Below are 15,511 nucleotides of genomic sequence, written 5' to 3' on the forward strand. Positions count from 1 at the left end.
AGGAGAAATCATGCCACGCCACCTTGCCGACCTGCCCGGGCCACGTCCCTGGCCACTGCTGGGCAACCTGCCGCAACTGTCGCCCACGCGCATGCATCTCCAGGTAGAAGCGTGGGCCAGACAATACGGCCCGCTGTTCGCCATGCGCTTTGCCAGCACGCCGGTGCTGGTGGTGGCCGACCCGATACTGGTCGGCGCCGTGCTGCGCGACCGGCCCGATGGCTTTCGCCGCCCGTCCGCCACGGCGCAAGTGGCGATGGAAATGGATGGCCGCCCCGGCCTCATCATGGCCGAAGGCGTGGCCTGGCGCGCACAGCGCCGCATGGTCATGGCCGCGCTGGCCCCGCACGCCGTCAAGGCCTATTTTCCGGCCCTGGTGAGTACCAGCCTGCGCCTGCAGGAACGCTGGCGCCAGGCCGCGCAGGCCGATAAAAGCATCGAACTGGCGGTCGACCTGAAGTGCTACAGCATCGACATCATTGCCGGCCTGGCCTTCGGTATCGAGGTCAATACCCTCGAGCACGGCGAGCATGCGCTGCAGCGCCATATGGAAATCATTCTGGCCGGCGTGGCGCGCCGCTCGATGGCGCCATTCCCTTACTGGCGCTACCTGAAGCTGGCGCGCGAACGCGAGCTCGACGCCAGCGTCGCCGCGCTGCGCACAGCCGTCGATGAGCTGGTCGCCGGCGCACGCACGCGGCTTGATGCCGAACCGGCACGCCGCCAGCACCCGGCCAACCTGCTCGAAGCGATGCTGTGCGCGGCGCACGAAGAGGGCAGCGGCATCGACGACAATATTGTTGCCGGCAACGTCGCCACCATGCTGCTGGCCGGCGAGGAAACCACCAGCAGCGCGCTGGCATGGCTGCTGTATCTATTGCAAGGCAACCCGGCCGCGCTGCGGCTGGCGCGCGAGGAAGTGCTGCGCGTGGCGCCCGAGCCGGCGCGTTACACCATCGAGCAGATGGACGCGCTTGCCTACCTGGACGCCTGCGCCCAGGAAGCGCTGCGGCTGAAACCGGCCACGCCCTTCATCCCGCTCGAAGCCCTGCGCGACAGCATGGTGGGCGATGTAGCCGTGCCGAAAGGCGGCCTGGTCTGGTGCGTGATGCGCCACGGCAGCGATATGCCGCCTGACAGCGACTTCGATCCCGGCCGCGGCTTGCGCCAGGACGGCGAGGCCATCGGCAAACCGGCCTCGACACCCTTCGGCGCCGGCCCACGGACCTGCCCCGGACGCTATCTGGCGCTGCTGGAAATCAAGGTGGCCTGTGCCATGCTGCTGGCGACGTTCGAGATCACCGCCATCGATACGAAAAACGGCAGGGAACCCGCAGAGCTGATGGGTTTCACGATGTCGCCACAGGCTTTGCACATGCGGCTGCGCACGCGCGACATATGCGCCGATACGCCGCCGCCGCACGGCACGTTTGAGCCACATCAACCATCGCCTGTCGTCCAGTCCTAGACTGAGGGTCTTGCGTCACGCAGTTGGGGGTGACCATACCTGGACAAGGAAAAATGATGGTAGTCATGGACATCATCAAGACCCTGCTGCAAAGCGGTACCGAAGGTGAGATTTACCTCACCGAGCTGCGCTCGAAAAGCCATGTCAGCAGGGGGCAGGCGGGCCTCAGCTGGACGCGTTGTCCGGCATGGCCGCCCGATCTGTTTGCGGTTGCCGCCACCCTGGTTGAAAAAGCCAGCTGCTGCATGCTGGCCGGCCCCGATACGGCGGCGCTGGAACAGCACCGCGAGTATTTCCGGCGCATCTATGCCGCGGCCAAAATCTGGACCACCGGCTATGTCGCGCCGCCCGACGTGCAACAGTTATGGACTGCCTTGCTCGCGTTCGGCGATGTCAAGCTGGGCGACATCAAATGCCGCAAAGACGTGCGCGACGTGCTGTTCCTGCTGCTGGCGATTGCCGACGAATCGTGTAACGGCATGGGCTGGGCGCCGGTGGATACCTCAAGCACCGAAGCACCCGGCGCAGTCAATCTGCTGGTCAACATGGTCATGACCAGTTTGCTGGACCAGCACGAGCTGCTGAAAAAAGACGGGCCGGTTTATGTGCTGCCGTTCGTGCCGACCTCCCTGTGTTCGCTGATCATGACCGATGCGGCAGTGGTGTTGCCGAAGTCGATGACGGCCGGCGTAGGCTGCACCATCCGCTCCATGAGCCATCATCTGGCGCTGCTGCCCAGCAGCCTGGAAGTCAAGCCGAGCTGGCAGCTGGTCGACAAATCGTTTGGCGTGGCGCGCGACAGAATCGATCACGATCACGATGACGCTGCCGGCAACGGCGCGGCCAACCGCAAGCCGGCAGAGCGCGATTCCAAGCTGCGTCTGCTGCTGGTGCCGTATCCGTTTCACATGCCCGAAACCAGTTTTCACTTACGCGAAGACAAGATAGCGCTGAACAGGCATACGTCGACCGGCGCATTTTTCGAACTGCGCCAGCTATGGCTCAGGAAAGGACAGCGCAAATTGAATGGCCCGAGCGTGGTGGCGGAACTGTTCCAGCCACTGCTGGAGCAGGCGCGCACCGAATGTGGCAGCGACGAGATCCACGGCATCGTCATGCCCGAGTGTGCCTTGTCGCGCGAACTGGCCAATGCAGTGGCGGCCCACTTGCGCGAAGAAAATATCGACTTTTTCATCAGTGGCGTACTCGACCATGGCGCGCCCAACGGCCATGGCGGCGCACGCTTGCCGCACAACCAGGCCAGTACCTATCTGTTTCCCAAGGTCGCCAATGGCAGTTTGCCCGGCGACGGCCCGCTGGTAATGAGCAGCCAGTCGAAACATCACCGCTGGTCGCTTGATCCGGCGCAGGTACAACGCTATGCGCTGAACTTTCCCGACCGCTCGCCGGCCAGCGAAGCACTGCGTGCCCGGCAATGGTGGGAAGGCATCGATATTGCAGACCGCGACTTGCCGTTTTATGCGATACGCCGCGGCGTCTCGTTGGCCGTGCTGATCTGTGAAGACCTGGCGCGCACCGATCCGGCCATGTCCGTCATCCGCGCCGTCGGCCCCAACCTCGTCATCGCGCTGCTGATGGACGGCCCCCAGCTGGCCACGCGCTGGCCGGCGCGCTATGCCACGGTACTGGCCGACGACCCGGGTTCATCCGTTCTGACCTTGACCTGTGCGGCCCTGGTGGACCGCTCCAACTGGCTGGAAAGCCGCCCGGTACGCTCGATCGCGCTGTGGCGCGATGCCGGCGGACGCACGCAAGAGCTCAATTTGCCGGCCGGCCACCACGGCATGTGTTTGACCCTGACCGCGAAAAACGAGTCTCAGTACACAATGGATAGCCGCTGCGATATTTCCAGTACCCAGAAACTGACGCTGACGTCGGCGATTCCGCTGGCAATTGCATCGCCACCCAATTGGTTATAAAGTATCAGATGCGGAGCGTCGAAATGACAATTCCGTCAAGAAAGGATTTCACCATGTCAGACAATGAAAACATGCCGCAATATCGCACCTCGCGTTTCTTGCGGCCCGGCGAAGACCGGATGGTGCAACTGGTGCAAGACACCTTGCGCCGCGGCGGGCTCCACCCGGTGGATTCAGCCATTGCCGAGCAAATTTCGTCCGCCAATCGCGACAGCAGCGGCGCACGCAAGAGTCCCGCCAGCCACGACACGCGCGAACAACGCACGGAGTGCTGAACATCACCGCCGCGAGCCGCATGGCCGTGGCTGGAAAAGCGGCGCTGTGCATATGCATGGCGCTGGCGTAGGCATAGGCACGCAAACGATGGATGAGACCCGGGAGCTCGATCTCTGAAGTTGTGCAATCGCCATATTGCGCCGGACACAATAGCAATTCCTTGTTAAGATGCCATTCTTGACATTGCCCAGAGCTCCCATGACATTGCTTGTGAATCAAGCGGCACAGCATTTGCGCGCCGCCATACGCGAGGCCACCGCCGGCCTGGTCGAGCGCGAACAGCTGGCCGAACTGATGATACTGGCGGCGGTCGCGCAGGAGCATTTGCTGGTGATCGGGCCGCCCGGCACGGCCAAGAGCGCGGTGGTGCGGCGCGTGGCGCACAGCCTGGGCGGGCAGTACTTCGAATACCTGCTGGGCCGCTTTACCGAGCCGTCCGAGCTGTTCGGCCCTGTCAACCTGAGCAAGCTGCGCGAGGGCCAAGTCGAAACCGATATCGCCGGCATGCTGCCGGAGGCGGAAATCGCCTTCCTCGACGAAGTCTTCCTCGGCTCGACCGCCATCCTTAACACCCTGCTGGGCCTGCTGAACGAACGCCAGTTCCGGCGCGGCCATACGCGCATCGATTGCCCGCTGCGCGTCTGCGTCGGTGCGGCCAATGCCCTGCCCGAGGATGAAGGCCTGGCGGCATTCGCCGACCGCTTCCTGCTGCATGTGTTCGTCGAGCCGGTGCCGGACAATCGCCTGGAAGACCTGCTGGCGGGCGGCTGGGCGGCCAGCCAGAAGAGCGTGACGGCGATGGCCGAGCTGGCCAGCCTGGATGTGCTGAACCAGGCCGTGCCGCAGGTCGACATGGAAGGCGTGCGGCTGGCGCTGGCGCAGGCGATCCGCCTGCTGCGCCAGGCCCACGTGCAACTGTCGGACCGCCGCATCGTCAAGGCCCAGCAGCTGATCGCTGCGGCCGCCGTGCTGGCCGGCCGTCGTGCCGCCACGCGCGCCGACCTGTGGCCACTGCTGTATGTAATACCGACCGCCGCCGGCCAGCAGAGCGCCCGCGAAACCCTGCGCGAGCTGCTGGCCGACGCCAGCCATCCGCTGTTGCAGGCGGTGGTCGAACAGGTGGCGCAACAGCCAATGGCGCGCCTGGCGCGGCTGATGGAAAGCGCCGATCTGTTGCTGGCCGATAGCGGTGGCGAGCGCACGCGGATCGAAGCGCTGCTGCGCGAAATCGACGCCAATTTCGATGCCACGCAGATGCCGGAAGAACTGGCGCAGCGCCGCCAGCGCCTGATCGCTGCGGCGGGCCAGCGCTGATGCCGGTGATGGCCTGGCAAGCGCGCGCCATCGCGCTGGTACCGGCCGGGTTGGTCGCACCTGCAACGCTGGCACCCGCGCTGCTGCCGCTATTGCAATCATGCAGCATCAAACAGCTGCAGGCGCTGTCGGTGGTGGCCACGCGCGACCTGCTGGTACTGCTGGGCGCCAACCAGGCGCTGCCGTGGATCGACGGCGCACGCTATTGCGCGCCGGATCCACAGGCGCCCAATTTGTGGACCCCCACGCATCTGGCGCCAACCCTGCCAGCCGACCTGGTGCAAACGAAGCTGATCGAACGTGCCGCCAGCAGCCCGGTACTGCTGTGGCACGCGCCGGAACTGCTGCTGCCGCTGGCCGGCGCGCAGGCGCTGACGCCTTCCCTGCTGGACTGGCTGGCGCAGGTAATGGCATGACAGCGCTGCCGACCGCCCTGGAGCCATGGACCTCCTGGCTGACCCTGTTTCCGCCCGACCTGGCACCGGCCGTCGGCGCGCTGCTGCTGCGCCTGCATCCGCTGATCGGCAAGCTCAGCACCGCCACGCTGGAGCGCGGCGCCGAGCCGGAAGGCATCGGCAACATCGTGCGGCGCGGCAACTACGAACGCCTGCTGATGACGGAGTGGCTGGTCGCCGACGTCGAGCCGGATGAATTTTTGCGCCGCGCCGGCAGTGGTGAACTGCTGTTCAACGGCCCGGAACCGGCCGTGCACCAGCGTTCGCTGCACAGCGTGGCGCTGTTCGACGCCGGCCTGGCGCAACTGGGCGAACCGCGCCTGGCGCACCTGGCGCTGTTCATCCTGCTGGCGCGCCGCGCGCAACAGGCCGGCGCCCAGTTTCGCTGGGGCATCTGGCAGCGGCCAGGCGTCATGTTCGACGATAGCGGGCAGGAGGCGCTGCGCAAGCTGATCCGCTCGCGCACCTTGCAGCCGGCGCCCGTGGATGCGGCGCAGCAGTGGGAAACCATGCTGGGCGGCGACCTGGCCGACTGCTGGCTGATCGGCGTCACTGGCGACGCCCCCAGGCAGGCGCGCGAACGGGTTGAAATTCGCCGCGCCCTGTGCGGCAACCACCTGCACGTCAACCTGCGGCAGCGGCGCGACCAGCGCACGCTGCAACTGGAACTGCCCGATGCGCCTGCCGCCGTGCGCCTGTTGCGCAAGCCGTTTACACCTGCCGCGCCACCGGGCGTGATCCACCACCGCGACAACCGGCCATCGCGCGCGCAGGCGCCGCGCTTTGCCAGTGGCGGCAAGCTGGTCTGCGTGCGGCAACTCGACGGTAGTGGCATCGTCTATCACGTGCCGCAGTCGGCGTCTTTCAAGCCGGGCAAATACCGCATCCTGTCCGTCCCCGCGCATGGCGCCATCCTCGCCGCAGGCGTGTTCAAGACCACGCTGTCGTGCATCACCAGCGCCGATGGCACGCTGGCTTTTCACAACTTTCCCAGCCCGCTGTTTTCCGGCACACCGATCGTTTGCGAGCGGCCGCCGCTGGAAGATTTTCATGCGCCGCCCGGCATGGCGCGCTGGCTCGAAGCGTTTCACGTGATCTCAAGCGACCCCCTCAAGAAGCACGAATATGTCGCCGTGCTCGATACAAAAAAAAGCCTGGTCTGCTGGCAAGCCGTCGCCGCACCGTCGCGCACGGCCAGGGCGACGGTTTCGTTTCACCAGTTGCTCGACAACGTGATCGGCACCCATCAAATCAGCGGCACACTGTTCATCGCCTGCGCCGACGGCGGCGGCGTGCAGCTGTATCGCTGGACCGGCCAGCAGGCATCGCCCGAGAAAATGCTGCGGCTCGAACACGCCGCCAGCGAACTGCTGTATGGCGTCATCAAGGGTGCGGCCGGCGGCTATGGCAGCAATCTGCTGGCGCTGAAAACCGGCGCAAAGCAATGGTGGGTAGGCAGCCGCGACCAGGGCGAGACGATCGACATTGACGATGGCGCCACCGTACTTGGCGTGGCCATCATCCGCAAGCACCCGAAGCCTGGCCTGGTGGTACTGCATCCGGGGCGCCGCCGCATCGAATTGCGGGTCGGCCATCTGCGCTACGAACTGGCCACCTCGACCGAAGCGATACAGCAGGCCAGCATGGACGCGGCCAGTGCCCGCATCGCCTGGCTCACGGCCAGGAGCAGCACAGTGGTGGTGCGCGATCTCGATGGCGAGCAGCCACTGCTGCAAATTTCCTGCGATGGCGGTGCCGATGACACCGGTGAATAAAGTACGCCGCCCCCTGCATGAGGGCATGCAGCTGGTGCATGCGCTGTGGTTCGACCTGGCGCTGACCGGCGAGGCCGAGGCGCGCCGGCGCGTGCTGCGCCACTGGGCGCCAGGCGCGCGGCTGCATCTGGTGCAGGACGGCTGGCTGCTGCTGCTGGCAACCCCGCGCCAGGCCCGTTGCGAGCTGCTCGATGGCCTGGCGCTGTGCCAGCAGGCGGGCATACTCAGCAGTGCGCCATTGGCGCCAGACGAGCGCGCCGCCACGCCACCATCATGCTTCTGGCTGGTGCGCGCGGCGCAAGCGCAGCTGATCAGTCTTGCCGCCTCGCCGCGCATCGACCCCGCCGCGTGGCTCGAGCTGGATGCGATTGCCCTGCATGCGCCGCTGCGGCCACCGCGCGCCGCCGCTGCCGATTCGGCACTGCTGGCAGCGCTGCCCGTGCATGACATTTTTTCGGGCGCGCTGGCGCCGCTCAGCACCAGCCGCGGCGATTTTCTGCAACAGCTCGACCAGGCCAGGCACGGCCAGCGCTCGGCGCTACCTGGCGCCGGTGTCGGGCAGGTGGTAGCCGGCATGGCGGGCATCCTGGCCAAGCTGCTTGGCACCCACGCGCAGGCCGCTTCCGGGCAACAGGCCAGCCAGCAGCAGCCCTCGGCGCTGGGGCAGCGCCTGGCCGCGCTGGCAAGCCGGCTGGCGATTGTCACGCGCGCTTCCAGCATCATCGGCTGGCGCCAGGCCGCCTACCTGCGCAAGATGATGGAATTGCTTGAAAAAGGCGATACGGCCGAAGCGCTGCGCCATGCGATTCCGCTCGACACCTCGTCGCAGGCCGGCCGCCAGGCTTTCGGCACGCCGCGCCCGCGCAGCAACCTGGAAATCTCCGGCCCGAGCCGCACGCGCAGCGTGATCGGCCTCGGTGGCGAACTGGAAGACTATTTGCGCACCACCTACCGCCGTACCTTCGAACGGCTGGACCGTGAAGGCAAGATCGACGAAGCCACCTATGTGCTGGCCGAACTGCTCAAGCAAGGCGGCGAGGCGGTCGATTACCTGGAAAAACATGGCCGCCTCAGGCAGGCCGCCCAGCTGGCCGAAACCATGGAACTGGCGCCGGAAATCGCCGTGCGCCTGTGGTGCATGGCAGGCAATCTTGAACGGGCGGTGCAACTGGCCAAGCTCGGCCAGGCGTTTGCCGCCGCAGTCCAGCTGCTGGAGAAGCGCAGGAGCGCGCAAGCACCGCTGATGCGGCAGCTGTGGGCCGAAGACCTGGCCTTGCGCGGCCAGCTGGTCGAAGCGGCCGGGGCCATCTGGCCGCTGTCGGAACAACAAGGCCAGGTGCTGGTCTGGCTGCTCGAAGGCGAGCGCGCCGGCGGCACCCTGGGCCTGCGTTCGCTGCTCAAGAAACTGGTGCTGCTGCCGGCCAGCCTGGCCGACAGCGAAGCGCGCCTGCTGCAACTGCTGGACGACGACAGCGAACACGGCGTGCAGCAGCGCATGCGCCTGGCTACGGAACTGCTGGTGCTGTCGCAGCATTCGCCCGCCACCAAACGCCTCGCGGCAGAACTGATGCGCCCGCTGCTGGCCGACCGCATGGCCGGGCGCAGCGACTTCGACAAAAAATCGCTGACCAAGCTGTTGTCACTCTCCGACGGCGCCATCCTGCAAGCCGACCTGCCGCCGCTGTCGATCAGCGCCACCACGCCGCCAGCGGGGCTGGCCGCGCGGGGCGAGGTGCTGCGCGTGCACCTGGACGAGCGCGGCCTGCTGGCGATCCACGATGCCCGCCGCCTGCCCGACGGCCATTACCTGCTGGCGCTGGGCGAGGGTGGCGTGGTACGCATCGACCGCCATGGCCGTCAGCTGGCGCAGTTCCCCGTGCCGGCCACGCGGCTGGTGCTGGCGGCAGGCGGCCAGCGCGCGCTGGCGCTGGTGCAGCGCGACAGCAAGTGGCGCGTCAGCCGCATCGACCTGATCGCGCGCAAGGTATCGGACTGGATCATCGAACCGCTGCGCTTCTGGGCCGACAACTATGACGGCCTGGTGTGGAACGCGGTGATCGACAACCGCCTGGTCGCCATCGACACCAGCAAGGACCAGTTGGCGGTATGCTGGCAGGTGGCCGACCTGCCAGGGCGCGTGGTCGCCTTTCTGGAAGAGCAGGGCACGCAGACCCTGCTGCTGGAAACCAAGTGGGAGATCGAACAATGGCGCTATCAGCTGCCGGCGCGCCGCCTGATGCAACGCGACAGCTTCCCCCGTCCGCGCCATCAAGTGCTGGCGCTACTGCCGCATAACGCGCGCGACACGCCGACCCTGGTGCGTGAGCTGCGCGACAAGGGATATGCGTTGCTGCAAGTACATAACGGCGTTTCTGCCGCGCCATTTACTCTTGCGTTGCGGACCCTATGCTACTTGATCGAAGTGACACAGGCGGCAGGGTTGCTGCTGGTGGGCAGCTACCCGGACGACGGCGACACGCTGGACTGCCTGGTAGCAGACAACCGGACCGGAAAAGTCCTGGCCCAGCTGTCGCTGGCCGACTGCAAATCGGCGCGCGTGCAGGTCGATGATGGCCATATATTGCTGTTCGACCTGGCGGGGCGCCTGATGGATGTTTGCTGCGAAGATAGCGCAGTGCATGTGCTGACGCTGGGGTAAAGGCTATCTCGACAGTTCCCTGCGGATGATTTCCGCGCCTGCGCTAAGCGCATTCAGCTTGCCTCTTGCCACCTGGCGCGGCAAGGGCGCCATGCCGCAGTTGGTGCAAGGATAGAGCTTGTCGGCATCGACAAACCGCAATGCATTGCGCAGGGTGTTGGCGACTTCCTCTGGCGTTTCAATCACATGGCTTGCCACGTCGATCGCCCCGACCATCACTTTTTTGCCGCGTATCAGTTCAAGCAGGTCGATTGGAACGTGCGAGTTGTGGCATTCCAGCGAGATGATATCGATATTGGATTTCTGCAGCTTGGGGAACGATTCTTCATATTGACGCCACTCTGAACCCAGCGTATTTTTCCAGTCGGTATTGGCCTTGATACCGTAGCCATAGCAAATATGGACGGCGGTTTCGCATTTGAGTCCTTCAATCGCCCGCTCCAGGGTAGCGATGCCCCAATCATTGACCTCGTCAAAGAAAACATTGAATGCGGGTTCGTCAAACTGGATGATGTCGACGCCGGCAGCCTCCAGTTCCCGCGCTTCCTGATTGAGGATCTTGGCGAATTCCCAGGCCAGTTTTTCGCGGCTCTTGTAGTGGCTGTCATACAGCGTATCGATCATCGTCATCGGACCTGGCAGGGCCCATTTGATCGGCTGGCTGGTCTGCTGGCGTAAAAACTTGGCGTCGTCGACAAACACCGGCTTCTGGCGGCTCACGGCGCCGACCACGGTCGGCACGCTCGCATCGTAGCGGTCACGAATTCGGACGGTCTCGCGTTTGTCAAAATCAACGCCGCTCAGGTGCTCGATAAAGGTGGTGACGAAATGCTGGCGGGTCTGCTCGCCGTCACTGACAATATCGATGCCTGCCTGCTGTTGCTCCTGCAGCGACAAACGCAAGGCATCCTGTTTGCCTTCGATTAATTCCTCGCCGTCCAATTTCCAGGGCGACCAGAGTTTTTCAGGTTGTGCAAGCCAGGACGGCTTGGGCAAACTGCCGGCAGTTGAAGTAGGCAATAATTTTTTCATGATAGTGATGTCGTGTGTTGGTTAATCAGAGCGCGTAACTGGCAGCCCATTGTTCAAGAACAGTTTTGTAGGGCTTGATGAAGTGCTCTTCTGTATATTTGCCCTGCTTCACAGCCAGCTGGCTGCGCTCTTCCCGGTCATAGACAATTTGCGTCAATGAATAGTCCTGGTTCTGCAGGCTGGGCTGATAACATTTCCCTGCCACCGAATTGGCATTGTAGATTTCGGGCCGGTAAATCTTTTGAAATGTTTCCATCGTGCTGATGGTGCCGATCAGCTCAAGATTGGTGTAGTCGCCAAGCAGGTCGCCGATAAAATAAAAAGCCAGCGGCGCAAAGCTGTTGGGCGGCATGAAATAGCGAACTTTCATGCCCATTTTTTCGAAATATTGATCGGTCGGGGAAAATTCATTTTGCTGATACTCGACGCCCAGGATAGGATGCCGGTTTTCAGTTCGATGATAGGTCTTGCTGCTTGAGGCGCTGATGCAGATCACCGGCGGCTTGCTGAAATGCGCCTTGTAAGTCGTTGAATTGACAAAGTGTTTGAACAGCTTGCCATGAAAATCGCCAAAATCATCGGGAATGCTGAATGCAGATTTATTATTGTTGTGCTCCGGCAGCAGCACGCTGAAATCGTAATCGCGCACATAGGACGAGAAGTTATTGCCTGCAATGCCGTCAATGCGCTCACCGGTTTTTTTGTCGACGATATTCGGTTTCAATATCTCGATCAATGGCAGCGGATCATTGCTGCCTTCGGCATCAATATTCATTGAAACCGAAATGATTTCAAGCTCCACTGCATAGCGATCGCCGTTCGGATTGTCCCAATGCGCCAGGTTGTTGAAGCGGTTGTCTATCATCCTCAGGGTATTGCGCAAATTCTCCTGGCGGCTCTTGCCCCTGGCCAGATTGGCGAAGTTGGTGGTGACGCGCGTAGTGTCCGATGGATGATAATTTTCATCGAAACGGATGCTCTTGATGGTGAAGGAAAAGTCGTTGCTCATGATGGTCCGGTGTCCTGATTTCTGCGAAAAATGAATATATTGATTGCTGGCCGTCGTGATGCGTTTCAGGCCGCTACCGCTTCGTCAGCGGTGGCAGATGCTGCACGGCGCGTCAGCTCGATCAACGGCAACGCCCGCTGCACCGCCAGCGTGGCCCGCTGGAGCAGGGCCTCGTCCTGCAGACGGTAGCTGGCGAAATCCTTGTCGGTTGCGTAGACGCCCAGCGGCAATGTGCGTGCGTGGAAAAAGCTGAACAGCGGCCGCATCTGGTGATCGATCATCAGCGCATGGCGCTCGCTGCCGCCGGTGGCAGCGAGCAGGACCGGCTTGTCGATCAAGGCGTCCTGGTCAATGAAATCGAAGAAGTGCTTGAACAGTCCCGTGTACGAGCCGCGGAAGACCGGGGTTGCCACCACCAGAATGTCGGCTTGCTCGACCGCCACAATTTCCCGCTCCACCGCAGCGGGCAGCTGGGAGCGCCAGACCGCACCGGCCAACTGCGGCGCAAGCTGGCCCAGTTCGACCAGGCGCTGTTCGCACAGGACTTCGTCGGCGATCAGGTCCATCAGGTGCTCTGACAGGGCCGCAGCCTTGGAAGGGCGTTGCAGCCCGCCGGAAACCGCTACCAAACGCAGTGGACGTGTCATGTTTGCTTTCATGGGGAGTGATGCGCGAGGGCAAAAATGCCAGCAGCAAGGAGACCGATGATAACGGCGGGAATCGATGAAGTATAATGGTCTTATTTCATACATCCATGAACTTGGCTCATACAAATGCTTGAACGCATCCACCTCAGCATCGTCCAGCAAGTGGAGAAACAAGGGTCGTTGACGGCCGCCGCAGGTGTGCTGAACCTGACGCAGTCGGCGCTGAGCCACAGCATGAAGAAACTGGAACAGCAGCTGGGCACCGACGTGTGGCTGCGCGAAGGGAGAAACCTGCGCCTGACGCAGGCCGGCCAGTACCTGCTGGCGGTGGCGAACCGGGTGCTGCCGCAACTGGACCTGGCCGAAGAACGCCTGGGCCAGTTCGCGCAAGGCGAGCGCGGCGCGCTGCGCATCGGCATGGAATGCCACCCTTGCTACCAGTGGCTGCTGAAAGTGGTTTCGCCGTATCTGAGCGCATGGCCGGACGTGGATGTGGACGTCAAGCAGAAGTTCCAGTTTGGCGGAATCGGCGCGCTGTTCGGCTACGAGATCGACCTGCTGGTCACGCCCGACCCGCTGTTCAAGCCAGGGCTACGGTTCGAACCGGTGTTCGACTACGAGCAGGTGCTGGTCGTGGCCAAGGGCCATGCCCTGGCCTCGGCAGCCTATGTGCAGCCGCAGCAACTGACGCAGGAAGTGCTGATCAGCTACCCGGTGGACATTGAGCGCCTCGATATCTACAACCAGTTCCTGCTGCCGGCCGGCGTCACGCCCAAGCGCCACAAAGCCATCGAAACCACCGACATCATGCTGCAGATGGTAGCCAGCGGCCGCGGCGTGGCCGCCCTGCCGCGCTGGCTGGTCGAAGAGTACGCCGCCAAGATGGACGTGGTCCCCGTGCGCCTGGGCGTGCGCGGCGTCGCCAAGCAGATCTTCCTCGGCGCCCGCGAAACGGACACCGCCATCGACTACGTGCGGGCCTTTATCGAAATGGCGCGCCAGCCTGCCGCTGCTATTGCGCAAGGAGCTGGTTGAAGGCCAGCCGGAATTGCCCCCCTTACTCCACCGTCACCGACTTCGCCAGATTCCTCGGCTTGTCCACATCCGTGCCGCGTGCCAGCGCTGTGTGATACGCCAGCAATTGCAGCGCCACCACGTGCAGGATCGGTGACAGTACGCCGTAGTGTTCGGGCAGGCGGATCACGTGCAGGCCTTCGCCGGAGCTGATGCGCGAGTCGACGTCGGCGAAGACGTACAGCTGGCCGCCGCGGGCGCGTACTTCCTGCATGTTCGATTTCAGCTTTTCGATCAGGGTGTCGTTCGGGGCGATGGTGACGACCGGCATTTCGTTGGTGACCAGGGCCAGCGGGCCGTGTTTCAGTTCGCCGGCCGGGTACGCTTCGGCGTGGATGTAGGAAATCTCTTTCAGTTTCAAAGCGCCTTCCAGGGCGATCGGGTAGTGCATGCCGCGGCCCAGGAAGAGGGCGTTTTCCTTGCGCGCGAATTCTTCGGACCAGGCGATGATCTGCGGTTCCAGCGCCAGCACGGCGGCGATCGCCACGGGCAGGTGGCGCATGGCTTTCAGGTGCGCCGCTTCTTCGTCGTCGGTGAGGCGTCCATTGACTTGCGCCAGGCACAGGGTCAGCAGGAACAGGCCGGCCAGCTGGGTGGTGAAGGCCTTGGTCGAGGCCACGCCCACTTCGACGCCGGCGCGGGTGATGTAGGCCAGCGCGCATTCGCGCACCATGGCACTGGTGGCCACGTTGCAAATCGTCAGGGTGTGGTGCATGCCCAGGCTGCGCGCGTGTTTCAGGGCGGCCAGGGTGTCGGCCGTCTCGCCGCTTTGCGAGATGGTGACGACCAGGGTATTCGGGTGCGGCACGCTGTCGCGGTAGCGGTATTCGCTGGCCACTTCCACGCTGACTGGCACTTTGGCGATCGATTCGATCCAGTATTTCGCCGTCATGCCGGCATACGAACTGGTGCCGCAGGCCAGGATCAGCACGCGGTCGACCTGCTTGAAGATTGTATAGGCGCCGTCGCCGAACAGTTCCGGCATGATGGCGGTCACGCCTTCGAGCGTGTCGCCGATGGCGCGCGGCTGCTCGAAGATTTCTTTCTGCATATAGTGGCGGTAAGGGCCCAGCTCGGCCGCGCCGGTGTGGGCATGCACGGTTTTGACGTCGCGGTTGACCGGCTTGCCGTCGACGTCGACGATCCACACGCGCGACAGCTGCAGGTCGACCACGTCGCCTTCTTCCAGGTAGATGATCTGGTCAGTGGTGCCGGCCAGCGCCATGGCGTCGGAGGCAACGAAGTTTTCGCCCTGGCCCAGGCCGACGATCAACGGCGAGCCCTGGCGCGCGGCAACCACGCGGTGCGGTTCGTCGCGGCAGAAAACGGCAATCGCATAGGCACCTTCAAGGCGCTTGACGGCCTGCTGCACGGTCTCGAACAGGTCGCCGTTATACATGTGCTCGACCAGGTGGGCGATGACTTCGGTATCGGTCTGGCTCTGGAATACATAGCCGAGCGCGGTCAGTTCGGCGCGCAACTCGTCGTGGTTTTCGATGATGCCGTTATGCACCAGCGCCACGCGGGCGTTTTCTTCGGTTGGCGAAAAGTGCGGGTGGGCATTGAAGGAGACCGGCGCGCCATGCGTGGCCCAGCGCGTGTGGGCAATGCCGGTAAAGCCGGAGAGGCCTTCCTCGGCGATCTGCTTTTCCAGCTCGGCCACGCGCGCGGTGGAACGCGAACGCTGCAAGCGGCCATCGGCGTGCAGGGCGATGCCGCAGGAATCGTAGCCACGGTATTCCAGGCGCTTCAGGCCTTCGAGCAAGATGGGGGTGATATTACGCTGCGCTACCGCGCCGACGATGCCGCACATGGAAACCTCTGATGAAAAATTAATCAATGCACGCATGCTAAAGCAGAGT

The 15,511-nt window shown here is 63.6% G+C and carries 12 protein-coding genes; 8 read left to right on the forward strand and 4 right to left on the reverse strand.

Features of this window, described 5'->3' with window-relative positions:
* Positions 1–10 precede the first annotated feature (10 nt).
* The 7 genes from AC0Z42_RS22245 (at position 11) to AC0Z42_RS22275 (ending at position 9,887) form a co-directional block, all read left to right on the forward strand.
* Positions 11–1,468 (forward strand): cytochrome P450, encoded by a 1,458-nt coding sequence (locus AC0Z42_RS22245; RefSeq protein WP_485470360.1) that lies wholly within the window; start codon positions 11–13, stop codon positions 1,466–1,468.
* 53 nt (positions 1,469–1,521) lie between these two features.
* Entirely contained in the window at positions 1,522–3,408 is a 1,887-nt protein-coding gene (locus AC0Z42_RS22250) for a hypothetical protein (RefSeq protein WP_485470361.1), read from the forward strand.
* Between the two features lie 53 nt (positions 3,409–3,461).
* Complete coding sequence (locus AC0Z42_RS22255; RefSeq protein WP_485470362.1) at positions 3,462–3,683, forward strand: hypothetical protein; 222 nt, start codon at positions 3,462–3,464, stop codon at positions 3,681–3,683.
* 199 nt (positions 3,684–3,882) lie between these two features.
* A complete protein-coding gene (locus tag AC0Z42_RS22260; RefSeq protein WP_485470363.1) occupies positions 3,883–4,998 on the forward strand; it encodes an AAA family ATPase in 1,116 nt (371 codons plus the stop codon).
* Positions 4,998–5,414 carry a bpX5 domain-containing protein gene (locus AC0Z42_RS22265; protein ID WP_485470364.1) on the forward strand — a complete coding sequence of 139 codons (417 nt, stop codon included), beginning with the start codon at positions 4,998–5,000 and terminating at the stop codon, positions 5,412–5,414. The genes AC0Z42_RS22260 and AC0Z42_RS22265 overlap by 1 nt, the downstream gene beginning before the upstream one ends.
* Entirely contained in the window at positions 5,411–7,228 is a 1,818-nt protein-coding gene (locus AC0Z42_RS22270) for a hypothetical protein (protein WP_485470365.1), read from the forward strand. Before AC0Z42_RS22265 ends, AC0Z42_RS22270 begins: the two co-directional genes overlap by 4 nt.
* Entirely contained in the window at positions 7,212–9,887 is a 2,676-nt protein-coding gene (locus AC0Z42_RS22275; protein WP_485470366.1) for a bpX6 domain-containing protein, read from the forward strand. Before AC0Z42_RS22270 ends, AC0Z42_RS22275 begins: the two co-directional genes overlap by 17 nt.
* A 3-nt stretch (positions 9,888–9,890) precedes the next feature.
* Here the strand turns inward: AC0Z42_RS22275 and AC0Z42_RS22280 are convergent, their stop codons facing one another.
* From AC0Z42_RS22280 to msuE, 3 genes are all read right to left on the reverse strand, one after another.
* Complete coding sequence (locus AC0Z42_RS22280) at positions 9,891–10,919, reverse strand: methionine synthase (protein WP_485470367.1); 1,029 nt, start codon at positions 10,917–10,919, stop codon at positions 9,891–9,893.
* Between the two features lie 25 nt (positions 10,920–10,944).
* A complete protein-coding gene (locus AC0Z42_RS22285) occupies positions 10,945–11,928 on the reverse strand; it encodes a DUF1852 domain-containing protein (protein WP_485470368.1) in 984 nt (327 codons plus the stop codon).
* 65 nt (positions 11,929–11,993) lie between these two features.
* Positions 11,994–12,575, reverse strand: coding sequence for an FMN reductase (gene msuE, locus AC0Z42_RS22290; RefSeq protein ID WP_485470369.1), 582 nt, complete (start codon positions 12,573–12,575; stop codon positions 11,994–11,996).
* Between the two features lie 126 nt (positions 12,576–12,701).
* Between msuE and AC0Z42_RS22295 the strand changes: the two genes are divergently transcribed.
* Positions 12,702–13,610, forward strand: a complete 909-nt coding sequence (locus AC0Z42_RS22295; RefSeq protein ID WP_485470370.1) for a LysR family transcriptional regulator — start codon at positions 12,702–12,704, stop codon at positions 13,608–13,610.
* 22 nt (positions 13,611–13,632) lie between these two features.
* Here the strand turns inward: AC0Z42_RS22295 and glmS are convergent, their stop codons facing one another.
* Positions 13,633–15,462, reverse strand: coding sequence for a glutamine--fructose-6-phosphate transaminase (isomerizing) (gene glmS, locus AC0Z42_RS22300; protein ID WP_485470371.1), 1,830 nt, complete (start codon positions 15,460–15,462; stop codon positions 13,633–13,635).
* Positions 15,463–15,511 lie beyond the last annotated feature (49 nt).

Source organism: Janthinobacterium sp. 1L-D-8-B-C4, from assembly GCF_057291295.1.